The 21,412-nt window shown below is 66.7% G+C and carries 17 protein-coding genes and 1 riboswitch; of the genes, 10 read left to right on the forward strand and 7 right to left on the reverse strand.

Features of this window, described 5'->3' with window-relative positions:
- Positions 1 to 312 precede the first annotated feature (312 nt).
- Together ACJ7C5_RS13785 and ACJ7C5_RS13790 are read left to right on the forward strand one after the other, a co-directional pair.
- Positions 313 to 1,605 carry an adenylosuccinate synthase gene (locus tag ACJ7C5_RS13785; protein WP_014038120.1) on the forward strand — a complete coding sequence of 431 codons (1,293 nt, stop codon included), beginning with the start codon at positions 313 to 315 and terminating at the stop codon, positions 1,603 to 1,605.
- A gap of 117 nt (positions 1,606 to 1,722) precedes the next feature.
- The gene (locus ACJ7C5_RS13790) at positions 1,723 to 2,385 is read left to right on the forward strand and encodes a hypothetical protein (RefSeq protein ID WP_097049357.1); all 663 of its coding nucleotides are present in this window, start codon (positions 1,723 to 1,725) and stop codon (positions 2,383 to 2,385) included.
- Here ACJ7C5_RS13790 and ACJ7C5_RS13795 read toward each other — a convergent pair.
- Positions 2,315 to 2,971, reverse strand: a complete 657-nt coding sequence (locus ACJ7C5_RS13795; RefSeq protein ID WP_412704214.1) for a M23 family metallopeptidase — start codon at positions 2,969 to 2,971, stop codon at positions 2,315 to 2,317. The genes ACJ7C5_RS13790 and ACJ7C5_RS13795 overlap by 71 nt on opposite strands.
- 4 nt (positions 2,972 to 2,975) lie before the next feature.
- On the reverse strand, positions 2,976 to 3,935 hold the full coding sequence (locus ACJ7C5_RS13800; protein WP_097049359.1) for a L,D-transpeptidase family protein: 960 nt from the start codon (positions 3,933 to 3,935) through the stop codon (positions 2,976 to 2,978).
- A 235-nt stretch (positions 3,936 to 4,170) separates the two neighbouring features.
- Between ACJ7C5_RS13800 and ACJ7C5_RS13805 the strand changes: the two genes are divergently transcribed.
- Complete coding sequence (locus tag ACJ7C5_RS13805) at positions 4,171 to 6,294, forward strand: methyl-accepting chemotaxis protein (RefSeq protein ID WP_412704215.1); 2,124 nt, start codon at positions 4,171 to 4,173, stop codon at positions 6,292 to 6,294.
- 86 nt (positions 6,295 to 6,380) lie between these two features.
- Here the strand turns inward: ACJ7C5_RS13805 and ACJ7C5_RS13810 are convergent, their stop codons facing one another.
- Positions 6,381 to 6,668: a hypothetical protein gene (locus ACJ7C5_RS13810; RefSeq protein ID WP_412704216.1), complete on the reverse strand. Its 288-nt coding sequence runs from the start codon at positions 6,666 to 6,668 to the stop codon at positions 6,381 to 6,383.
- 120 nt (positions 6,669 to 6,788) lie between these two features.
- Between ACJ7C5_RS13810 and ACJ7C5_RS13815 the strand changes: the two genes are divergently transcribed.
- The gene (locus tag ACJ7C5_RS13815) at positions 6,789 to 7,502 is read left to right on the forward strand and encodes an alpha/beta fold hydrolase (RefSeq protein WP_412704217.1); all 714 of its coding nucleotides are present in this window, start codon (positions 6,789 to 6,791) and stop codon (positions 7,500 to 7,502) included.
- A 9-nt stretch (positions 7,503 to 7,511) separates the two neighbouring features.
- On the opposite strand, the gene ACJ7C5_RS13820 is transcribed toward ACJ7C5_RS13815, so the two are convergent.
- Both ACJ7C5_RS13820 and ACJ7C5_RS13825 read right to left on the reverse strand, forming a co-directional pair.
- On the reverse strand, positions 7,512 to 7,985 hold the full coding sequence (locus ACJ7C5_RS13820) for a hypothetical protein (protein WP_412704218.1): 474 nt from the start codon (positions 7,983 to 7,985) through the stop codon (positions 7,512 to 7,514).
- 22 nt (positions 7,986 to 8,007) lie between these two features.
- Complete coding sequence (locus ACJ7C5_RS13825) at positions 8,008 to 10,098, reverse strand: catalase (protein ID WP_412704219.1); 2,091 nt, start codon at positions 10,096 to 10,098, stop codon at positions 8,008 to 8,010.
- A 114-nt stretch (positions 10,099 to 10,212) separates the two neighbouring features.
- Here ACJ7C5_RS13825 and ACJ7C5_RS13830 point away from each other — a divergent pair, with 114 nt between their 5' ends.
- The 3 genes from ACJ7C5_RS13830 (at position 10,213) to ACJ7C5_RS13840 (ending at position 12,940) form a co-directional block, all read left to right on the forward strand.
- Entirely contained in the window at positions 10,213 to 10,935 is a 723-nt protein-coding gene (locus tag ACJ7C5_RS13830; RefSeq protein ID WP_032127825.1) for an AraC family transcriptional regulator, read from the forward strand.
- Between the two features lie 82 nt (positions 10,936 to 11,017).
- Positions 11,018 to 12,385 (forward strand): amino acid permease, encoded by a 1,368-nt coding sequence (locus ACJ7C5_RS13835; RefSeq protein WP_088026784.1) that lies wholly within the window; start codon positions 11,018 to 11,020, stop codon positions 12,383 to 12,385.
- A gap of 144 nt (positions 12,386 to 12,529) precedes the next feature.
- Positions 12,530 to 12,940 (forward strand): VOC family protein, encoded by a 411-nt coding sequence (locus ACJ7C5_RS13840; RefSeq protein ID WP_093999728.1) that lies wholly within the window; start codon positions 12,530 to 12,532, stop codon positions 12,938 to 12,940.
- A gap of 92 nt (positions 12,941 to 13,032) precedes the next feature.
- Here the strand turns inward: ACJ7C5_RS13840 and gcvP are convergent, their stop codons facing one another.
- Positions 13,033 to 15,900: an aminomethyl-transferring glycine dehydrogenase gene (gene gcvP / locus ACJ7C5_RS13845; RefSeq protein WP_412704220.1), complete on the reverse strand. Its 2,868-nt coding sequence runs from the start codon at positions 15,898 to 15,900 to the stop codon at positions 13,033 to 13,035.
- A 62-nt stretch (positions 15,901 to 15,962) separates the two neighbouring features.
- Positions 15,963 to 16,065, reverse strand: a riboswitch (glycine riboswitch).
- Between the two features lie 299 nt (positions 16,066 to 16,364).
- Between gcvP and ACJ7C5_RS13850 the strand changes: the two genes are divergently transcribed.
- The 3 genes from ACJ7C5_RS13850 to ACJ7C5_RS13860 all read left to right on the forward strand — a co-directional run bounded on the left by ACJ7C5_RS13850 (position 16,365) and on the right by ACJ7C5_RS13860 (position 19,105).
- Positions 16,365 to 17,591: a multidrug effflux MFS transporter gene (locus tag ACJ7C5_RS13850; RefSeq protein ID WP_412704221.1), complete on the forward strand. Its 1,227-nt coding sequence runs from the start codon at positions 16,365 to 16,367 to the stop codon at positions 17,589 to 17,591.
- Positions 17,592 to 17,732: 141 nt separating this feature from the next.
- A complete protein-coding gene (locus ACJ7C5_RS13855; protein ID WP_412704222.1) occupies positions 17,733 to 18,629 on the forward strand; it encodes a siderophore-interacting protein in 897 nt (298 codons plus the stop codon).
- An 83-nt stretch (positions 18,630 to 18,712) separates the two neighbouring features.
- Entirely contained in the window at positions 18,713 to 19,105 is a 393-nt protein-coding gene (locus ACJ7C5_RS13860) for a hypothetical protein (protein ID WP_014038106.1), read from the forward strand.
- 119 nt (positions 19,106 to 19,224) lie between these two features.
- Here ACJ7C5_RS13860 and ACJ7C5_RS13865 read toward each other — a convergent pair whose 3' ends face one another.
- Positions 19,225 to 21,189 carry a M2 family metallopeptidase gene (locus ACJ7C5_RS13865; protein WP_093999731.1) on the reverse strand — a complete coding sequence of 655 codons (1,965 nt, stop codon included), beginning with the start codon at positions 21,187 to 21,189 and terminating at the stop codon, positions 19,225 to 19,227.
- Positions 21,190 to 21,412: the final 223 nt, after the last annotated feature.

A 21,412-nucleotide genomic window follows, 5' to 3' on the forward strand; every position in this document is an offset into this window, starting at 1 on the left:
GGGGGGTGCTGGCGTCGGCGCGGGGGCCGGCGGGGGGGCCCCCCCGGGGGGCGGCCCCCCCCCCCCCCCCCCCCCACTACCGGGGAGGCGCCTGACCGGCCGGTGAAGCCGTCCGTCGGAAAGGTGGCAGCGGACCCCGGAAACCCGGATAATGCACAAAAGCCGGACGGGCCTCCCCGTTCGGCTTTTTCCGTGTCTGGGCCTTCCATCGCCGGCCGCTCCCCGTTTGGAGCCGCCCTCCAGGTGCTGGCCAGCCCCGCCACGGTTCAACCGTCCGCGGCCCCGATGGCCGCAACATATGAGGAGCCCGTCATGGGTCAGTCTGTCGTAGTGCTTGGTGCCCAGTGGGGCGATGAAGGCAAGGGCAAGATCGTCGATCTGCTCACTGAGGAAATCGGCGCCGTCGTGCGCTTCCAGGGCGGCCACAACGCCGGCCACACCCTGGTCATCAACGGCAAGAAGACCGTCCTGCACCTGATCCCGTCGGGCATCCTGCGTGACGATGCGCTGTGCCTGATCGGCAACGGCGTGGTGATCTCGCCGGCCGCGCTGCAGAAGGAAATCGCCGAGCTGGAAGCCTCCGGCGTGGAAGTGCGTTCGCGCCTGAAGATCTCCCCGGCCGCGCCGTTGATCATGCCGTACCACATCGCCCTGGACCAGGCGCGCGAGCGCGCTGCCGGCGGCAAGGCGATCGGCACCACCGGCCGTGGCATCGGCCCGGCCTACGAAGACAAGGTGGCGCGTCGCGGCATCCGCATCGCCGACCTGCATTACCCGAAGCAGCTGGAAGAGCTGCTGCGTACTGCGCTGGATTACCACAACTTCGTGCTGACCAAGTATCTGAACACCGATGCGGTCGATTTCCAGAAGACCTTCGACGAAGCGCTGGCCTTCGGCGAATACGTGCAGCCGATGAAGTCGGACGTGGCCGGCATCCTGCACGACCTGCGCAAGCAGGGTAAGCGCGTGCTGTTCGAAGGCGCGCAGGGTGCGCTGCTGGACATCGACCACGGCACCTACCCGTACGTCACCAGCTCCAACACCACCGTTGGTGGTGCGCTGGCCGGTTCCGGCGTCGGCGCCGATTCGATCGACTACGTGCTGGGCATCGCCAAGGCCTACGCCACCCGCGTCGGCGGCGGTCCGTTCCCGACCGAGCTGGACGACGAAGTCGGCCAGGGCATCCGTGACCGCGGTGCCGAATACGGTGCCTCGACCGGCCGCCCGCGTCGTTGCGGCTGGATGGACATCGTCGCGCTGAAGCGCGCCGTGGCCATCAACGGCATCAGCGGCCTGTGCATCACCAAGCTGGACGTGCTGGATGGCATGGAAAAGCTGAAGGTCTGCATCGCCTACGAATACAATGGCAAGCGCACCGAGTACGCGCCGCTGGACGCACAGGGCTGGGAAGACTGCACCCCGGTGTACCTGGAGTTCCCGGGCTGGAGCGAGAACACCCACGGCATCACCAACTGGGACGACCTGCCGCCGGCCGCACGTGCCTACCTGCGTTCGCTGGAAGAGCTGGCCGGCTGCCCGATCAGCATCGTCTCCACCGGCCCCGACCGTGACCACACCATGGTCCTGCAGGATCCGTTCGCCTGAGGTAGCACCGGGCGCTGCCCGGCGTAGGTGACAGGAAAAGCCCCGCGCAAGCGGGGCTTTTTCGTTACTGTGTGGCCAAGGCCAGTGGGGAAGCGACGCGATGACCAGGATGTCAGCGTGAAAGGCGAGACGATCGTGCGGATCACCCTGTGGGTGCTGTGGAGCCTGTGGGGCATCGCCTGCCTGGTACTGGTGCTGGGTGCGACTGCCAATGCCCTGGCGTCGCGCACGCAGACGGTGCCGTTGGTGCTGAGTCCTGGCGCAACCGCCCAGATAGCCGTCTACCGCCTCATCGATGACCAACTGCGCCTGCGCCTGCGCTATGCCGCAGACGGTACTGAGGCTGACCCTGAAGTGCTGCTGCGCATCGAGACTCCCACTGATCATGGAGACTTCCGCGCAGGAGAGCGTTCGGGAGTGGCCGGGCAGGGCATCAACCGCAGACTGGCATCGGTTGAGTCCAGCGGCCTCATGGCGTCCTACTTTGGCTATGGCCGCGGCGACGCATTGCCACGCGGCCGCTCATGGCTACGGGTAACCGTGCTGGAGGTGGACCCGGCGCTGGCGGGGCGCGCGGCAGACATCGAGCTGCAGCCACCGCTGGATCTGCTGAAGCTGACCGACCTGGACTACCTCTGGCTGTGGCCGTTCTTCTTCTGGAAGGTGGCGGCGCTGTTCCTGCTGATTCCAGGGGCTGCGTTGGCTGTCTTTACTCTGGTGGTGCGGCGCTGGCAGCGCCGGGCATCAATGCCGCCGACTTCAGCAGGGGATAGGGGTTGATCGACACTCCCTTCCACCACTGTTTCTCTGGCCCCAGCACATGCACCTCGAAATGCAGGTGCGGGGCATCGGCGCTGGCGTTGCCGGTGCTGCCGACGTAGCCGATCACTTCACCGCGCTTGATCACCTGCTTTTCGGCCAGCCCATCGGCATAGCGCTGCAGGTGGGCGTAGTAGTAACACCAGCGCCCGCTGGGCTCGAACTGGTAGATCGTCAGGCCGCCGCGCTCGCTGTTGAACAGTTTTTCCACCGTGCCGTCGGCCACCGCCAGCACCGGCGTACCGGCATCGGCCATGATGTCGATGGCATCGTGCACGCGACCCTCGCTTCGGGCATCGGTGAAGGTATCGCGCAGCTGCGAGGGCAGTACGCCCTGCACCGGCAGCAGCAGACCGTCCGGTGCTGCGTCGACGCTGGCTGGCAGCGGCGCACGCGCTGTGGCCGCTTCCGCCGCTGGCATTGCCACTACGGTGAGCGGTGTTGCAGGCGTGGCCGCCGCCGTGGGTTCAGTGGCATCGCGGCGCAGCCACCAGCCCATTCCCACACCCAGCAGCACGCCCAGCACGATCAGCTGCGAAAGACGCATCGGCTCACTCCTGCATCACCACGGGGACGGAGGTATCGACGGCATCGGCCACGCGCAGCGCGTCCCAGTTGGTCATGCGCACGCAGCCATGCGATTCGGTCTTGCCGACATGGCCGGGTACCGGCGTGCCGTGCAGACCGTAATGCGGCTTGGACAGGTCGATCCAGACCCGGCCCACGGGATTGTTCGGGCCTGCCGGCAGGGTGGCCTTCTTTTCGCCCTTGCGGGCATCCCAGAACAGTTTCGGGTTGTAGTGGAACGGCGGGTCACGGTACACGCCGAGAATCTTCCATTCGCCGATCGGCAGCGGATCGTGCTGGCTGCCCGAAGACACCGGTACCTGCGCGATCACCTTGCCCGCTGCATCAAGCAGCTGCAGAGTGGAATCGGATTTGTCGACCACCACCTTGGCCGCCTTCGGCAGCGGCGCCGGGGTGATGTTCGGCACCTGGATGCGGCTGCCGGCCTTGCCCAGGTCGACGCCGGGGTTGAGCGCCTTCAGTAGTTCCGGCGAGGCATGGAAGCGCTCGCCGAGCGATTCCTCCACGCTGCCGTAGCCCAGCGCCTTCAGTTTGGCCTGTGCGGCTGGTCCTTTCGGAACCGGCTGGAACGGGCCGGCCACGTCCTCGGCGGTCAACGTGTAACTGGCAAGCGGTGTGGTCGCATCGGCCTGCAGTGCCTTCCAGGTGACGTCGTCCAGCTCTCCGCTCACCGTCAGGCCGTGGGCTGCCTGGAAGCCTGCCACGGCCCGGCGCTGATTGCTGCCGACTTCACCATCGATCTCGCCCGGGGAGAAATTGGCACGATCCAGAAGCACCTGGGCGTGCAGCGGCGAGCGCGCCGCGGTATCGGGTCCGGCCTTCTCGGCAATGGGCTCCGGCAGCTGGGCCGGCGGCGGCACCTGCGCGAAGGCGGGGGACATCAGCAAGGACAGGGCGAGCAGGGCGGGGCGGTGTACGGGCATGGAGGTCTCCGGCAGATGGCAGCTCCACCCTGCCCGGAGAGGCTGCGCAGCCCCCGTGAAAGCAACCTGATGCTGGCATGAGCAGGGCAGCCTTGGCGTGGCCCGGGCCCTTGTCGCAGAAGCGCCGTGCGCGGCATCACCAAGGTGAACGGCTGCCGACGCCCGTGCATGTTGCCGATCAAGAATGCCGGCGGCGCAGCCGATAGGGGCGCATCCCCCCGTTTTGGATGTACCGATGAATTACTTGAGGAATGTCAGGGTTGCCTGGCGTCTTGGGCTGGGCTTTGGCCTGCTGTTGTTGCTGGTTGCCGCCGTGGTAGCCACCGGCGCCACCGCCAGTGTCGTGCAGAAGCGCGCGATGCAGCAGGTGGTCGACGTCAGCGTGGCCAAGGTGCGCCTGCTGTCGCAGATGCTCGATGCCAATAACCAGATGATGGTCGTGCGCCGCGAAATGCTGATCCGCCAAGGCGAAGACCGCGGCAGCGACGAGCAGCGCATTGCCGACCTGGTCAAGCGCTATGAGGCCAGCTGGACCAGCTACCAGGCACTGCCCAGTGACGCCGACGGCAAGGCCATCGCCGAAACCATCGCGGCCAAGCGTGCCATTGCGCGCCCGCTCAACAAGCAGACCAGCGAACTGATGGAGCAGGGCGATTACCCGGGCGCCGTGGCGCTGACCCTGGGCCCGGTGCAGGAAGCGGCCAATGGCTGGAACAAGGCGCTGTCCGATGGTGTGGACTTCGAAGAGAAGGAAAGCCGTGATGCGGCCGCCGAAGCGATCCGCCTGGGCGAGCGCAGCCTGCTGCAGTTGCTGGTGCTGGGCGGCGTCGCGCTGTTGGTGGGCATCGGTGCCTCGGTGATGATCGGCCGCAGCCTGACTGGGCCGCTGGCCCGAGCGGTGAACCTGGCCGAGCGTCTGTCCAAGGGCCAGCTGGACCAGGAGTTCCGTCTCGGCGGCCGCGATGAACTGACCCAGCTGGGTGAAGCCATGGCCAGCGTGCGGCAGAGCGTGCAGGCGGCGATCGGCGCACAGCTGCAGATGGCCGAACAGCACGAGGCCGGTGCGATCCGCTATCGCATGGACGTCACGGCGTTCCCGGGCGACTTCGGCCGCATGGTGCAGGCCACCAACAGCCTGGTCGAATCGCACGTGCAGGTGGAACTGCTGATGGCTGAAGTGATGCAGCGTTACGCCATCGGTGACCTCAGCCGCGACCTGCCGGACTATCCGGGCGAGAAGGGCACGCTGACCCGCACCCTGGCCGCAGTGAAGCAGAGCCTGATGGCGATCAACGCGCAGATCGATGAATTGGCCCGTGCCGCGCGCGCTGGTGATTTCAGCATGCGTGGCGATGCCGCTGCGTTCCAGTACCAGTTCAAGGCGATGGTCGAACACCTCAACGGCATGATGGCCAGTTCGCAGGCCAGCATCGCCGATGTTTCCGACGTGCTGCGCGCGATCTCGCACGGTGACCTGACTGCACGCATGGACGGCGAGTACGACGGCGTGTTCGCCCGTATGCGCGACGACGCCAACACCACCACCGCTCAGCTGACCGGCATCGTGCGGGGCATCCAGGTGGCTGCCGACAGCATCAACAACGCGGCACAGGAACTGGCCGCCGGTAACAACGACCTGTCGCGCCGCACCGAGCAGCAGGCCGCCAACCTGGAAGAGGCCGCGGCATCGATGGAGGAACTGACCTCCACCGTGCGCCAGAACGCCGAGCTGGCGCGTCAGGCCGACAGCGAAGCGCATGCGGCTGGCGCCGCGGTGCGCGAGACCGAGCAGGCGATGGCACAGATGGCGTCGGTCATGGGTGAGATCGACCAGTCTTCGGCACGCATTTCGGAGATCTCAACGGTGATCGACGGCATCGCGTTCCAGACCAACATCCTGGCGCTGAATGCTGCGGTGGAAGCCGCACGTGCGGGTGAGCAGGGCCGCGGTTTTGCCGTGGTCGCCAGCGAAGTGCGTACGCTCGCACAGCGTGCCGGTGTCGCCGCCAAGGAGATCAAGGAGCTGATCGAAGACGCTGCTGCCAAGGTGAAGAGTGGCCTGGCGGTGACCGTTGAATCGGAAGCCGCGATCGCGCGCGTGGCCCAGGCCAGTTCGCGTACCACGCAGTTGATGAGCGACATCGCCGCAGCCAGCAAGGAGCAGGCGGCCGGCATCGAGCAGGTCAACCAGGTGGTGGTGCAGATGGACCAGGTAACCCAGCAGAACGCCGCCCTGGTGGAAGAGGCCACCGCTGCCAGTCGCGCGCTGGAAGAGCAGGCGCATGCACTGACCACGTCGGTGTCGGTGTTCAAGGTGGAAGGCGCAGCGGCTTCGGCCGTGCCGCGTCGCGCAGCCTGAGCAGACTGCTGAACCCGTGACAGGAATACGGCCGCCCTGAGCGGCCGTATTCCCATTGCCTGCTCAGACAGGCCGACACATCGCCATCATTGTTCAAGGACACTGCCGAGCATGGCACCCACGGCATACAGCGCGACCAGGGTAGGGGGCATCACCAGCAGGTAGACGGTCGTCCAGGTCTTTCCGGAAAGCCACCCACCCATGCCGATGGCGTTGAGTGCTGCGGTCTTCAGCATCATCGGCAGCTGCATGAGGATGTAGGCGCTCTTGGGGTCGCTGTTGGCCTGGGCATCGAGCACCAGCCAGGTGGTCAGCGCGAGATAGAGTGTGCATACGGCGATGCTGGTCCAGCTGAGCCAGCGTGGCTTGCGCATGCCGCCTTCTTCGTTCCGTCGGGACCACCAGCGTAGCGCCGCGTGTGCCGCCGTGCACTTCCTTGGGCGGAGCCAATGCGTGAAGCTGCAGGCAGGGAGCCGTGCGAAGAAACCTGAAGGGTGATCAACGTGATGAATGCCGTGATGCTGCCGGTCGTGATGCTGCCAGGCCTGGATGGCACCGGCCTGCTGTCGGCGCACTTCGTAGAGGCAATGCAGGCGCAGGGCATGCAGATGCAGGTACTGCCGATGCCCGCGCAGGGGCCGCAGGACTACACGACGTTGGCGTCGATCCTGCGCCCGCAGCTTCCGGCATCTCCTTTTGTGCTGCTGGCCGAGTCGTTCGCCGGACCATTGGCCATCGAACTGGCGGTGGCCGGGCTGCCTGGATTGCATGGGTTGGTACTGAGTACGACCTTCGCACGGCGGCCGCTGCCGCTGCCTGCGGCGAGCGCACGGATACTGGCCCCAGCATGGCCGTTGCCCCCACTCGCGTTGATGGCCCGGTTGCTGCTGGGGCAATGGCGGACGCGCGCGAAGCTGCGTGAACTGGGCCTGGCAATCGCGCAGGTGCCGGCTGCAACCCTGCGCCAGCGTGCTGCGACGACGCTGCGGGTGGATGTTCGTGCACTGCTGCCGGAACTCGCGTTGCCGACGCTGTGCCTGCATGCCCTGCAGGACCGCCTGCTGTGGCCGCCCAGCGTGGCCGAGCTGCAGGCCTTGTTGCCCAATGCCCGCCATGTGGCGTTGGAGGGGCCACATCTGCTGCTGCAGGCGCGCGCCGACGCAGCTGCAGCCGAAGTTGCCGCGTGGATGAGGACGCTGTCGCCCTGATCGAAGGGCTCAGCCGCGCGCGCGGGTACGTGCTGCCTTCTTCGCCGCCACCTTGCGCACGGTCTTCTTTGCTGCACGGGTCTTCGCCGCCTTCTTCGCGGCAGCACTACGCGAGGCGGGAGTGCTGGCCTTCTTGGCCACCGTCTTCTTTGTCGCCTTCTTCGTGGCTGTCTTGCGGGCCGGTGCCTTCTTTGCCGCCGCCTTCTTCGCAGGTGCCTTCTTCGCTGCCGTCTTGGGTGTGGCCTTCTTTGTGGCCGACTTCCTGGCAGGCGCCTTTTTGGCAGCCGTCTTGCGGGTCGCCTTCTTCGTACCCTTGCGCGCGCTGCCGCTACGCTTGCCACCACCATCCTGCTTGTTCACGGTCGCCCAGGCAATGCGCTCGGCCGTGCCTTCGCTGGCACCGCGCTCGCGCTCGCTTTCCTCGATGTGCTCGGCCTGGCGCTTCTGTTTATCGGAATATGCGGATTTGTCACCACGGGGCATGACAGTTCTCCTGTTGTTGTAGTCAGGCCAGCAGGCGCAGCTTGGGTTCGCGCGCCCACTGGCGGGTGGCGGCCGCCGCCAGGAATGCCTTGGCGTCTTCCGCTTCGACGATGCCGGCGTCGTTGCCGACCCTTGCCGCCTTCAGCAGCGCATGGCCGCCCGCGTCGCTGGCGATGGCCTTCAGGTGTGCCCACGCCTGGCTGACGAATTCGACGGCTGCACTCTCTTTCGACAAGGCCTTCGCGGCTTCCGGGCTGAGCACCACGGCTACTGCATCGAACACGGCCGACGGGGTGCCCGCCAGCTGCCCATCCGCCGCCTGCAGCGCGCCATCGCTGAGCGTGGCACCCCCCACTTTGGGGGCGACCAGCTTCACGTCTGCACCTGCCTTCTTGGCAGCTTTGCTCAGGCTGGCAATGATGCGGGCGTCGGAGCCTTCATCGAACAGAATGCCGATGCAGCGACCCTGCAGGGTAGGCTTGTTGCGCCCGATCACGCGCACCTCGGGGGCGGGGGGCATGTCCCGCACCGGGGTGGCAGTCGGCGCGGGGTCGGGAAGTGCAGGCAACGCCAGACCATCGGCCACGCTCTGCGCCAGTGAGTCATCGATGTTGCGCAGGTGGCTGACGGTGCGTACCCGCACCTTCAGCGTTTCCACCTTGGACAACTCGAACACCAGCGCCGATGCCAGATGGGCCTGTTCCGGCTTTTCAAGGCTGCGGAAGAACATGCGCGCCTGGCTGTAGTGGTCGGCGAAACTCTCCGCGCGGGTGCGGCCCTTGCGGCCATCGTCGGCGCTGGCATGGCTGCGGAATCCGGCAGGCGTCTCGCGCGGTGTGTCTTCCTGCAGCGAACTGGGGTCGTATGCCACCCGGCCCTTGGGAACCTGCATCTGCATGTGGCCGTCGCGCTGATGATTGGCAAACGGGCACTTGGGCGCATTCACCGGGATCTGGTGGAAGTTCGGGCCGCCCAGGCGCAGCAGCTGGGTGTCCAGGTAGGAGAACAGACGCCCCTGCAGCAGCGGGTCGTTGCTGAAGTCGATGCCCGGCGGCACGTTGGCCGGGCAGAAGGCCACCTGCTCGGTCTCGGCAAAGAAGTTGTCCGGCCAGCGGTCCAGCACCATGCGCCCGATGACCTGCAACGGCACCAGCGATTCGGGAATGATCTTGGTCGGGTCCAAGTGATCGAACGGGAATGCGTCGGCCTCTTCTTCCGTGAACAGCTGCACTGCCAGTTCCCATTCCGGGAAGACACCGCGCTGGATGGCCTCGAACAGGTCACGGCGATGGAAGTCATTGTCGGCCGACTGCAGCTTCAGCGCTTCGTCCCAGACCGTTGACTGGATGCCCAGCTTCGGCCGCCAGTGGAACTTGACGAAGGTCGACTCCCCCGCCTCGTTCAGCAGGCGGAAACTGTGGACACCGAAGCCCTCGATCATGCGCAGCGAGCGTGGGATGGCGCGATCGCTCATCGCCCACATGATCATGTGCATCGACTCGGGCATGAGCGAGATGAAATCCCAGAAGGTGTCGTGGGCCGTGGCCGCCTGCGGGAAGGCACGGTCCGGCTCCATCTTCACCGCGTGCACCAGGTCCGGGAATTTCATCGCGTCCTGGATGAAGAACACCGGGATGTTGTTGCCGACCAGGTCCCAGTTGCCTTCCTTGGTATAGAACTTCACTGCGAAGCCGCGCACGTCGCGCGGGGTGTCCACCGAGCCTGCGCCACCGGCTACCGTCGAGAAGCGGGTGAACACGGGTGTCTTCACGCCTACCTCGGTCAGGACGCGCGCTCGGGTATGCGCCTTCAGCGATCGGGTCAGTTCGAAGTAGCCATGTGCCGCGCTGCCACGTGCGTGCACGATGCGCTCGGGAATGCGTTCGTGATCGAAGTGGGTGATCTTCTCGCGCAGGATGAAGTCCTCCAGCAGCGTGGGCCCCCGAGCTCCCTGCCGCATGGAGTTCTGGTTGTCCGCCACCGGGATGCCCTGATCGGTGGTCATCACCGGATGGCCGCCCCCGGCCTGCTGGTGCAGTTCATCACCGTTGCCCCGGTGGTGGTTTTCGGCGTGGGTGGTTGCGCGCTTGCCGGTCGGCTTGCTGGCGGCCATTGACGTTGGCTCCGGATGCTCAAAGTGAACCACGACACTGGAACCGGACCCGTTAAACCGAGGTCCGGCAAAGGTGAACGTACAGGCAAAAGCAGGCTCGGGTATGCTTGCCCCATGCGAGTCGAGCCCGCCGACATCGAAGCCCTGTTCGACGCCATCCCGGATGTGCTGTTCTTCATCAAGGACCTTCAGGGGCGTTACACCCACGTCAACCAGACCATGCTGCGGCGGCTGGGCCTGCGCGCGCGCAAGGACGTGATCGGGCGTACCGCGGCCGAGATCTACCCGACCGGCCTCAGTGCGGACTATGTCGACCAGGACGCCCGCGTGCTGTCCGGCGAGGTGATCGAGAACCTGATGGAGCTGCACCTGTTCGCCAACCGCGAACCGGGCTGGTGCCTGACCTGCAAGCGCCCGCTGGTGGTCGATGGGGCCATCGAGGGGCTGATCGGCATTTCCCGCGACCTCGGCCAGAAGGACAGCCTCGGCACCCAGTACGAGCAGCTGCGGCTGGCGCTGGCCCACCTCAATGCGCACTACGCCGAGAATGTGCGCATGCAGACCCTGCTGGACATCACCGGTTTCTCGCTGTCCAAGCTGGAGCGCAGCTTCCGCAAGGTGTTCCAGATGACCCCGCAGCAGGTGCTGACCCGGCTGCGGATCCAGATGGCCATGCACCTGCTGCATGGCGACGACAGCATCGCCTGCATCGGCCAGGCATGCGGTTTCAGCGACCAGAGCGCCTTCACCCGCAAGTTCAAGGCTGAAACCGGTTTCTCGCCACGTGCCTATCGCGCCCGTATCGGTGGGAACGTCGGCGAGCCGGCGCTGGCCTGAGCCGCCTGCTGCGCTGTGCCTATCCCCGTGGGCACGGGACAGGGTAAGGTGTCGCCCCTGTAGCCCGCCGCCAGCCCCGCCGATGCCCAACTCGATTCCGACCGCTTCGCCGTCCCGCCTCGGACATTCGCTCAAGCCCCGCCAGCTGATCATGATGGGCCTGGGCAGTGCCATCGGCGCCGGCCTGTTCCTCGGCTCGGGCGTGGGTGTGCAGGCGGCCGGTCCGGCGGTGCTGGTGTCGTACCTGGTCGCTGGTGCGCTGGTGATCATCGTGATGAACGCGCTGGGTGAGATGGCGGCGGCCAAGCCCACCAGCGGCGCGTTCTCGGTGTATGCAGCCGACGCCATGGGCGCCACCGCAGGCGCCACGGTCGGCTGGTTGTGGTGGGTGCAGCTGGTGATCGTGATCGCCGCCGAGGCGGTAGGCGCGGCCGGGCTGCTGGCCACGGTCTGGCCTGCGGTGCCGGTACCGATGGCAGCGCTGGCGTTCATGCTGTTCTTCACCGCGATCAACCTGCTCGGGGTGAAGAACTTCGGCGAGTTCGAATTCTGGTTCGCCATCCTCAAGGTGGCGGCGATTCTGGCCTTCATCGCCATCGGCGTGGCGCTGCTGATGGGCTGGCTGCCGCAGGTGGCCTCGCCGGGCCTGAGCAACTTCACCGAGCACGGTGGCTTCGCCCCGAAGGGCCTGGCCGGTATTGGCGCTGCACTGCTGGTTGTCGTTTTTGCCTTCGGTGGTACCGAGATCGTGGCCGTTGCGGCGGCGGAGACCGAAGACCCGGAACGCAGCATTGCCCGTGCCATCCGCACGGTGGCCTGGCGCATCCTGGTGTTCTACATCGGCTCGCTGAGCGTGATCATCGCCGTGGTGCCGTGGACCAGCGAGGCACTGAAGTCGCCGTTCGCTGCGGTGCTGGATATCGCCCGCATTCCGGGCGCCGGCACCGCCATTACCCTGATCGCGGTGATCGCGCTGCTGTCGGCGCTCAATGCCAACCTCTACGGCGCCTCGCGCATGATGTATTCGCTGGCGCAGCGTCGTGAAGCGCCGGCCGTGTTGGGCTGGACCGATCCGCGCCAGGTGCCGGTGATCGCCGTGCTGGCCAGCGTGCTGTTCGGCTTTGCCGCCACGGTGATGGAACTGCTGTTCCCGGACCGGGTGCTGCCGGTGCTGCTGAACATCGTCGGTTCCACCTGCCTGCTGGTGTGGACGCTGTCGCTGGTCTCGCAGCTGGTGCTGCGCCGCCGCGCGGATCGCCTGGGCACCCGCCTGCCGTTCCGCATGGCCGGCTTCCCGTGGCTGACCTGCTGCGCGCTGGCGATTCTGGCACTGATCTTCGGCCTGCTGTTGAGCGAGTCGCACACCCGCCTGCAGTTCCTGTCGATGGTGGCACTGACTGCCACGATCGCCGCCAGCAGCGCCATCGCACGGCGCATGCGCGAGGCGTGATCCCCGTTGTAGAGCCGACCCTACGGTCGGCTGCTGTCTGTGCAGTCTCCAGCCGAGCATGGGCTCGGCTCTACAGCAGGCATACATCCGCCGTGCCATCCTGATTGCGTGGGCCGTCGCCGGCCCGTCGACCAGGAGTACCGCATGCTGCGCAGCCGTCCCTTCCTGATGTTCACCGGCCAGGCCGAGGCCGCCCTGGCCCTGTACGCCGAGGCCTTCGCCGATTTCCGCCTGCTGGCAATGCAGCGCCATCCGGACGGCGCCGGCGCTGGCGTACCCGGACAGGTCCGCCAGGCCATTTTCCTGCTCGGTGGCACCCACTACCTGTGCTTCGACAGCCTTGACGTGCACGACTTCACCTTCTCGCCGTCGATCTCGTTGTTCGTGGAGTGCTCCGGCGCCGAACAGTTCGAGCGTGCCGCGCGCGTGCTGGGCGAGGGCGGGCATTGGTTGATGCCGGTGGGCGATTACGAATTCAGCAACCGCTACGGCTGGGTGCAGGACCGCTTCGGCGTGTCGTGGCAGTTGAGCCTGGGCCAGATGCCGGACCCGTGATCGGATGTGTGTGGGTGTGGACCTTGGTCCACACGCCCTTATGAAAACGGCCCGCTTGCGCGGGCCGTTTTCTTTACCAATGCAGTGAGGAATCAAGCCTCGACTTCATCATCCTTGTAGGCATCGACCGGGATGCAGGCGCACATCACGTTCTTGTCGCCGTACACGTTGTCCACACGCGCCACCGGCGGCCAGTACTTGCTCTGCTTCAGGCTGGCCAGCGGGAAGGCGGCAAGTTCGCGCGGGTAGGCGTGGGTCCACTCGCTCGCGGTCACTGCGGTGGCAGTGTGCGGTGCGTTCTTCAGCGGGTTGTCCTCGCGATCCAGGCGGCCGTCTTCGATCGCAGTGATTTCCTCGCGGATCTGGATCATCGCGTTGATGAAGCGATCCAGTTCGTGCAGCGATTCGCTCTCGGTCGGCTCCACCATCAGCGTGCCGGCCACCGGGAAGCTCAGGGTCGGGGCATGGAAGCCGAAGTCGATCAGGCGCTTGGCCACGTCCTCGGCACCGATGCCGCTGGTCTTTTCCAGCGGGCGCACGTCCAGGATGCACTCGTGCGCCACCAGGCCGTTGCGGCCGGTATACAGAGTCTTGAAGTGCGGAGCCAGGCGCTTGGCGATGTAGTTGGCGTTGAGCTGCGCGACCTGGGTGGCCTTGCGCAGGCCATCGCGGCCCATCATCGCGATGTACATCCAGCTGATCGGCAGGATCGAGGCGCTGCCGAAGCTGGCTGCGCTGACCATGCCGACCGGGCCGTGGTCACCCAGCTTGCCGGGCAGGAACGGGGCCAGGTGCTCCTTGACCGCACACGGACCGACGCCCGGGCCGCCACCGCCGTGGGGGATGCAGAAGGTCTTGTGCAGGTTCAGGTGCGAAACGTCCGAACCCCACTTGCCCGGCTTGGCCACGCCGACCAGGGCGTTCATGTTGGCGCCGTCGGTGTACACCTGGCCGCCGTGCTTGTGGATGATCTCGCAGATCTCCACCACCTCTTCCTCGAACACGCCGTGCGTGGACGGGTAGGTCATCATGATCGCGGCCAGGCGGTCGCTGTACTTTTCGGCATTGAGGCGGATGTCCTCGACATCGACGTTGCCGTTGGCATCGGTCTTGGTGACCACCACCTTCATGCCGCACATCTGTGCCGAGGCCGGGTTGGTGCCGTGCGCCGAGTCCGGAATCAGGCAGATATCGCGATGTTCCTCACCGCGCGAGCGGTGGTAGGCGCGGATCGCCAGCAGGCCGGCGTACTCGCCCTGCGCGCCGGAGTTCGGCTGCAGGCTGACTGCGTCGTAGCCGGTGCATTCCACCAGCATCGCTTCCAGCGTGTCGATCAGTTCCTTGTAACCCAGCGCCTGGTCGGCCGGCACCAGCGGATGGATCTGCGAGAACTCCGGCCAGGTCACCGGGATCATCTCGGCGGTGGCGTTGAGCTTCATGGTGCACGAGCCCAGCGGGATCATCGTGCGGTCCATCGCCAGGTCCTTGTCGGCCAGTGAGCGAAGGTAGCGCAGCAGTTCGTGCTCGCTGTGGTGGGTGTTGAACACCGGGTGGGTCAGGAACGCGGACTGGCGCAGCAGGCCGGCCGGCAGCGCATCGGCGGTGCGGGCATCCAGCGCATCGACATCCAGCGTGGCACCGAACACGGCAGCCACGGCAACGATGTCGGCGCGGGTGGTGGTTTCGTCCAGGCTGATGCCGACCGAGTCGCTGTCGATCGCGCGCAGGTTGTAGCCGGCGGCGCGGGCCTTGGCATGGATCTCATCGGCGTGCACGCCGGTGACATGCAGGGTGTCGAAGAAGTCTCCACCGACCTGCACACCGGCGTTGCGCAGCGCGGCGGCCAGGATCGAGGCCAGGCGATGGGTGCGGCGGGCGATGCGGGTCAGGCCTTCCGGGCCGTGGTAGACGGCATACATCGACGCCATCACCGCCAGCAGCACCTGTGCGGTACAGATGTTGGACGTGGCCTTCTCGCGGCGGATGTGCTGCTCGCGGGTCTGCAGGGTCAGGCGGTAGGCCGGGTTGCCCTGGGCATCGACCGAGACGCCGATCAGGCGGCCCGGCATCGAGCGCTTGTAGGCATCGCGGCAGGCCATGAAGGCCGCGTGCGGGCCACCGAAGCCGAACGGCACGCCGAAACGCTGGCTGTTGCCGACCACGATGTCCGCGCCCCATTCGCCGGGGGCTGCCAGCAGGGTGAGGGCCAGCAGGTCGGTGGCCACGGCCACCAGGCCGCCGCGCGCGTGCACGGCATCGACCAGCGCCTTGTAGTCGCCGACCTGGCCGAAGGTATCCGGATACTGCAGCAGCAGGCCGAAGGCTTCCGCTTCCAGCGCTTCGGCCGGAGTGCCGACGCGCAGCACGATGCCCATGGGCTCGGCGCGGGTGCGCAGCAGTTCCAGCGTCTGCGGGTGCACGGCGTCGTGCACGAAGAAGGTGTCCGACTTCGACTTGGCCGAACGCTTGGCCAGGGTCATCGCTTCGGCGGCGGCAGTGGCTTCGTCCAGCAGCGAGGCGTTGGCGATTTCCATGCCGGTGAGGTCGGCGCACAGGGTCTGGAAGTTGATCAGCGCTTCCATGCGGCCCTGCGAGATTTCCGCCTGGTACGGGGTGTAGGCGGTGTACCAGGCTGGGTTTTCCAGGATGTTGCGCAGGATCACGTTCGGCGTGTGGGTGCCGTAGTAGCCCTGGCCGATGAAGCTGCGCAGCACGGTGTTCTTGTCGGCGATCGCACGGATCTTCGCCAGTGCCTGCACTTCGGTCATCGACTCCGGCAGCGCCAGCGGCGCCGGCGACTTGATCTTGGCCGGCACGATGGCATCGGTCATGCCATCCAGCGACGCGTGGCCGACGACATCGAGCATCTGCGCGATCTCGGCGTCGTTGGGGCCGATGTGGCGCTCGACGAACGCATTGTGGTGCTCGAGCTCACGCAGGGAAGGGGTGTTCTGGGACATGGCGAAGGATCCGTCAGGAAAGGGCACACGCACGGGCACAAGCCGCCGGTCGGCGGTCTGCGGGGCGCCCCTCTGTCCTTTTGCCTGAGAGTTTGGAAGCGCAGCGAACCGCAGCTTCGTGCCCCTTCGGCGCCGGATCGAACCGGTCTCTCCAGAGTTCTGTTACGGGTGGTATCGGGCCTGAGCGATTACGGGCGTTGCGCCTTCGGCAGCGGTGTTCCGCTTCTCCCACCGTGTTGCCCGCTGATTATAGCCCGTTGCGGGCCCGCCGGCCGCCTCCAGGCACGGCCACCGCGCCTGAATGGCCGATGGCCCGGCCGTGCGTTTTGTGCACCGCTGCATGGCATCGGGCGCAATCCCCACCTATGATGGGCGGATACCCCAATTCATCTGGCGCCGTCCCTGCAGAAGGGGACCGGCGCCCGCCGTGCGTGCCGCGCATGGCCCTGCCGGACGCCCTCCCCATGACCGCCGCTGTTGCTCCCTCCACCCGTCGCATGGCCCTGCTGCTCGCCGGCCTGGCCATGTTCGGTCCGTTCTCGATCGACACCATCTTTCCGGCGTTCCCGCAGCTGGCCCAGCGCCTGGCGGTGGACGAGGTGGCGGTGCAGCAGACCATCAGCGTGTACCTGCTGTTCTATGGCCTGATGAGCCTGGCGCATGGCCCGCTGTCCGATGCCTGGGGCCGCAAGTGGGTGATCCTCGGCGGCCTGGTGGTGTTCGTCGGCGCTTCGGTTGGCTGTGCGCTGTCCACCGACCTGACCACGCTGCTTGCGTTCCGCGCGCTGCAGGGCCTGTCGGCAGGTGTCGGCATGATCGTCGGTCGTGCGGTGATCCGCGATCTCTACCATGGCCACGACGCGCAGCGCCTGATGAGCCAGGTGTCGATGCTGTTCGGCATCGCCCCGGCGATCGCACCGATCATCGGCGGCTGGATCCTGCTCAGCGGCGCCGGCTGGCCACTGATCTTCTGGTTCCTGGTGGTGTTCGCGCTGGTGCTGCTGGCGGCGACCGCACGCTATCTGCCGGAAACCCATCCGGTGGAGGCACGGGTGCCGTTGTCGCCGCGCACGTTGATGCGTGATTACCTGCGCATCGGCTTCAACCCGCGCTTCCTGCGCCTGGCGCTGGCCGGCAGCATCGGCTTCGGTGGCATCTTCCTGTACATCTCCTCGGCGCCGGTGTTCGTGATGCAGCACCTGCATCTGGGCGAGGGCGGCTTCGCCTGGCTGTTCATCCCCACCATCGGCGGCATGACCACCGGCTCGTTCCTGTCCGGGCGCATGGCCGGGCACACCACGCCCACCCGCCAGGTCGCCATCGGTTTCGTCCTGTGCGCGCTGTCGGTGCTCCTGAACGTCGGCTACGTGGCGCTGGCCCCGCAGTTCGTGCTGCCGTGGGCGGTGCTGCCGATCTTCCTGGGCGGCATGGGCATGGCGCTGATTTTCCCGATCCTGGCGCTGGCGGTGCTGGACATGTACCCGCACCAGCGCGGCCTGGCCTCGTCGCTGCAGGCGTTCGTGCAGCTGATGATCAGCACCGTGGTGGCCGGCGTGGTATCGCCGCTGCTGAGCGCCAGCCCGCTGCACCTGGCGCTGGGCCAGGCCGCCTTCTTCGGTGCTGGTTTTGTGTTCTGGTACTGGGAACACCAACGTGAACGCGCGGCGCAGGCAGTCTGCACGGGTCACTGAGCAGCGTGCAGGGGTAGGGCAGGCCGCGACGCCGGCAGCGCTTGCGACGGGAAACCACCGGACTAGGCTGGGCACTCCAGCCAGCCGGTGCGTGGATGCACGACAGCCAGCCAATCCGATGTCGTTGCATGAGGTTCCCCCATGGCTGCGAAGCAGACCTACCGCCTGTTCGAGGTGGCGCTGAAGGAGCGCCGCGTTCTCTCCCCTTCCCTGGACCGCATGGTGTTCACTGGTGCCGACGTGGCGCGGATGAAGACCGAAGGCCCGGACCAGCGCATCAAGGTGTTCTTCCCCTTGCCCGGCCAGGACCTGCCGCAGGTCCCCAGCGGCGAGGACTGGTACCCGCGCTACCGGGCGCTGCCGGATGATCAGCGCCCGCCGATGCGCACCTACACGATCCGCCAGCTACGCGCCGAGCAGGGCGAGGTCGACGTCGATTTCGTCATCCACGGCGTGACCGGGCCCGCTTCGCGCTGGGCCATGCATGCACGGCCGGGAGACCGTGTGGTGCTGCTGGCCCCGGACGCCGACTGCGCCGAGAGCAGCGAAGGCTGGGAGTGGAAACCGCCGGTCGGCATTGGCCAGGTGCTGCTGGTGGCCGATGAAACCGCGTTGCCTGCGGTGGCCGGCATCCTTGAGGAGCTGTCGGCCATGGTGGACCCACCGCGCACGCTGGCACTGCTGGAGGTGGCGCAGCCCGGTGATGCGGTGCACCTGAAGGCGCCCTCCAGTGCCGAGCTGGTCTGGCTTCCGCGCGGGCAGGCCGCCTACGGACAGCCGTTGCTGCAGGCGGTGCAGGCGCGGTTGGCAGCGGCCTCGGGCGTGGCTGCCGGCGATGCGCTGGAGGAGATCGACGTCGATACGCAGATCCTCTGGGAGCAGGCCGATACCCGCGTGGCCGGGCCGCTGTATGCCTGGGTAGCGGGCGAGGCGGGGGCGGTGATGGCGATCCGCCGCCACCTGGTGCGCGATTGCGGGCTGGACCGCCGTGCGATCACCTTCATGGGCTACTGGCGGCACGGCAAGGTGCTGGACTGACCGGCCTGGATCGAGCACGCGTGAAGCAGCGCTGCGGGCGGGGTGCGCTATCCTTGCGCCCCCCTTCGCAGCGGTACCGCACCATGTCCACCAGCTCCAAGACCCGCCGCGACCAGCGCCGTCGCCAGGAAAAGCAGGCCGCCAACAAGGCCGCCGCGCAGGCTTCGCCGGTGGAACCGCATGCCGAACTGCGCGACGCGCAGCGCACCCTGCTGGCCGGTGTAGTGCGCCGCGATGGCGAATGGGTGCTGGGCATGGACGGCCGCATCGCGGGCCACAGCGAGAGCGCTGCGCAGGTGCTGGCGCTGATCATGCAGGCCGGTGAGCTGCACGAGCGCAAGGGCACGCCGGTGCGCCTGATGTACTCCGATGCGCTGCGTGATGCGGCGCAGGCCGAAGCGAAGGAAAAGGGCCAGACCTTCGAGGAATTCAAGGCCGAACTGGCCGCCGCGATGGCCGCGAAGAAGAACAGCTGACAGGCATTTCGGTAGAGCCGGCCGCTGGCCGGCTGCCCGTTGGGTCTTCATCGCGTAGTTGCCGGCCAGCGGCCGGCACTACCAGAAAGGGGCGGATCCTCGCGGATCCGCCCCTTTTCTCATTTCGCCGCCGGGGCCGCGTTGGTCTGCCAGCCGCACATCTGGCCTTCGTTCTGCTGCTTCAGCCACTCGTTGACCGGAGTGAAGTACTCGATCATCGGGCCGGCATCGAGCTTGTCGGTGCCGGTCAGCTCCTTCAGCGTGGCCTGCCACGGCTGGCTGGCACCCTTGCTCAGCATCGCCCAGTACTTCTGGCCGGCTTCCTTGTTGCCGTAGAAGGTGCACTCATGCAGCGGACCCTTGTAGCCGGACGCGTCGCACAGGCCCTTGTAGAACTGGAACTGCAGGATGCGCGCCAGGAAGTAGCGGGTGTACGGGGTGTTGCCCGGCACGTGGTACTTAGCGCCCGGATCGAAGAACTCTTCGCCACGGGTGCTGGCCGGCGCCACGCCCTGGTACTTGGCCTTCAGGTCCCACCACGCCTTGTTGTAGTTGTCGGCGGTGATGGAGCCATCGAACACGCCCCAGCGCCAGCGGTCGATCATCAGCCCGAACGGCAGGAACGACACGCCCGAAAGCGCCATGCGCATCTGGTTGTTGATGACCGCCTCGCGGCTTTCGGTCGGCGCATCGACCAGGCCGATCGAGCTGAGGTACTTGGGCGTCATCGCCAGCACGATGGTGTCGCCGATCGCTTCATGGAAGCCATCGTTGGCACCGCCCTGGAACAGCGGCGGCAGCGGGTTGTAGGCCAGGTCGTAATAGATGTGGCCCAGCTCGTGGTAGATGGTGGTGAAGTTCTCTTCGTTCGGCTTGATGCACATCTTGGTGCGCACGTCGCCTTCCATGTTCATGTCCCATGCGCTGGCGTGGCAGACCACGTCGCGGTCGTCAGGCTTGATGAACTGGGTTTTTTCCCAATAGGACTGCGGCAGCGAAGGCATGCCCAGCGACACGTAGAAGTCCTGCGCGCGTTCGGTCATCTGCTTGGCGGTACGCAGTTCGGCCTCGCGCTGCGCCTTGTACTGCGCCGCTACGTTGGCATCCTTGCCGGCCTTGGCCAGCGCCGCGCTCAGATTGGTCTGGTACTGCTTTTCAAGCGCTGCGGTGATGTCCAGGCTGCCGGCACCCGGGTACGGTTCCAGCTGGTCCCACAGGTTGGACCAGTCCTGCTGCCACATGTTGCCCAGCAGGTGCGCGGCGATCAGGCCGTTGCCCACTTCGGCCTTGTCCTTGCCGTAGGTCTTGTCCAGCTTGCCGCGTGCGTAGCAGTGCAGCTGCTCGTACATCGGCTTCACCTGCTCCCACAGGCGGTCGGTTTCCGGGCCGATCTGCTCCGGCGGCATGTCGTAGCCGCTGCGCCACATCTGGCCGGCATCGGTGAAGCCCATGCCCTTGGCACCTTCGTTCACCAGACCGACAAATTTCTGGTAGTCGCCGCGCATGCTCTTGGTGGTGCTGTGCCAGCCCTGCCAGGCGTCGAGCTGCTTGTCGTAATCGCGGCTGCGTGCCAGCACCTGCTCCAGCTCGCCCAGCTGGCGGCAGGAGTTGGGATCGTTGGCGTCGGTGCAGTACTTGCCGGCACCGTAGCTGCCTTCCATGCGGGTGGCGATCTGGGTCAGCTCGGCCAGCTTGGCCGGGTCACGCGGTGCCGGCATCGAGGACATCAGCTTCAGCAGGTGGATCGCGCGCTTGCTGTCCTCGCTCATCGGCTTGCCGTCGAACGTGGCGGCCTGTTCGATCCAGCTGTTGAGCTGGGTCAGCGAGCGCTCGTTGGCCTTGGCCGCGATGCGTTCCGAATCACTGTTGATGTAGGTGGAGGACAGCCACTGCGCCGAGGTCATCTCCGGGTAGGCGGCCTTGAATTCGGCATTGATGCGGGCCACGAACTGGTCGGCGGTTTCGCCGGCCGGGGCGCTGCTGCTGGCGGTATCGGTGCCTGGGGCAGCTTCCTTCTTGCAGGCGGCCAGGGCCAGCGTGGCGGCGGCGATTGCCGAGGCCAGCAGGAGATGACGGTGTTTCACGGGCGGTCCTTGGGTGGTGAACGACGGCCGAAGGCTAGTGGGCCGTCGCTGCCACCGCAAGTGGCGGAAGTCGGCCGGGCGGCGCCCGGCACCCGCAGAGGCTTTCAAGCAAGGGCAACGTCAACTTCAAAAGCGAGGATTCCGTGGGGTGGCGGGGGGGGGGGGGGGGGGGGGGGGGGGGGGGGGGGGGGGGGGGGGGGGGGGGGGGGGGGGGGGGGCGGGG

It is taken from the genome of Nocardiopsis yanglingensis, assembly GCF_045809185.1.
GTDB lineage: Bacteria > Pseudomonadota > Gammaproteobacteria > Xanthomonadales > Xanthomonadaceae > Stenotrophomonas > Stenotrophomonas yanglingensis.

Coding starts and splice junctions, on each gene's coding strand:
- ACJ7C5_RS13785 (WP_014038120.1), top strand. CDS start 313: ATGGGTCAGTCTGTCGTAGTGCTTGGTGCCCAGTGGGGCGATGAAGGC.
- ACJ7C5_RS13795 (WP_412704214.1), bottom strand. CDS start 2,971: ATGCGTCTTTCGCAGCTGATCGTGCTGGGCGTGCTGCTGGGTGTGGGA.
- ACJ7C5_RS13800 (WP_097049359.1), bottom strand. CDS start 3,935: ATGCCCGTACACCGCCCCGCCCTGCTCGCCCTGTCCTTGCTGATGTCC.
- ACJ7C5_RS13805 (WP_412704215.1), top strand. CDS start 4,171: ATGAATTACTTGAGGAATGTCAGGGTTGCCTGGCGTCTTGGGCTGGGC.
- ACJ7C5_RS13810 (WP_412704216.1), bottom strand. CDS start 6,668: ATGCGCAAGCCACGCTGGCTCAGCTGGACCAGCATCGCCGTATGCACA.
- ACJ7C5_RS13820 (WP_412704218.1), bottom strand. CDS start 7,985: ATGCCCCGTGGTGACAAATCCGCATATTCCGATAAACAGAAGCGCCAG.
- ACJ7C5_RS13825 (WP_412704219.1), bottom strand. CDS start 10,098: ATGGCCGCCAGCAAGCCGACCGGCAAGCGCGCAACCACCCACGCCGAA.
- ACJ7C5_RS13830 (WP_032127825.1), top strand. CDS start 10,213: ATGCGAGTCGAGCCCGCCGACATCGAAGCCCTGTTCGACGCCATCCCG.
- ACJ7C5_RS13835 (WP_088026784.1), top strand. CDS start 11,018: ATGCCCAACTCGATTCCGACCGCTTCGCCGTCCCGCCTCGGACATTCG.
- ACJ7C5_RS13840 (WP_093999728.1), top strand. CDS start 12,530: ATGCTGCGCAGCCGTCCCTTCCTGATGTTCACCGGCCAGGCCGAGGCC.
- gcvP (WP_412704220.1), bottom strand. CDS start 15,900: ATGTCCCAGAACACCCCTTCCCTGCGTGAGCTCGAGCACCACAATGCG.
- ACJ7C5_RS13850 (WP_412704221.1), top strand. CDS start 16,365: ATGACCGCCGCTGTTGCTCCCTCCACCCGTCGCATGGCCCTGCTGCTC.
- ACJ7C5_RS13855 (WP_412704222.1), top strand. CDS start 17,733: ATGGCTGCGAAGCAGACCTACCGCCTGTTCGAGGTGGCGCTGAAGGAG.
- ACJ7C5_RS13860 (WP_014038106.1), top strand. CDS start 18,713: ATGTCCACCAGCTCCAAGACCCGCCGCGACCAGCGCCGTCGCCAGGAA.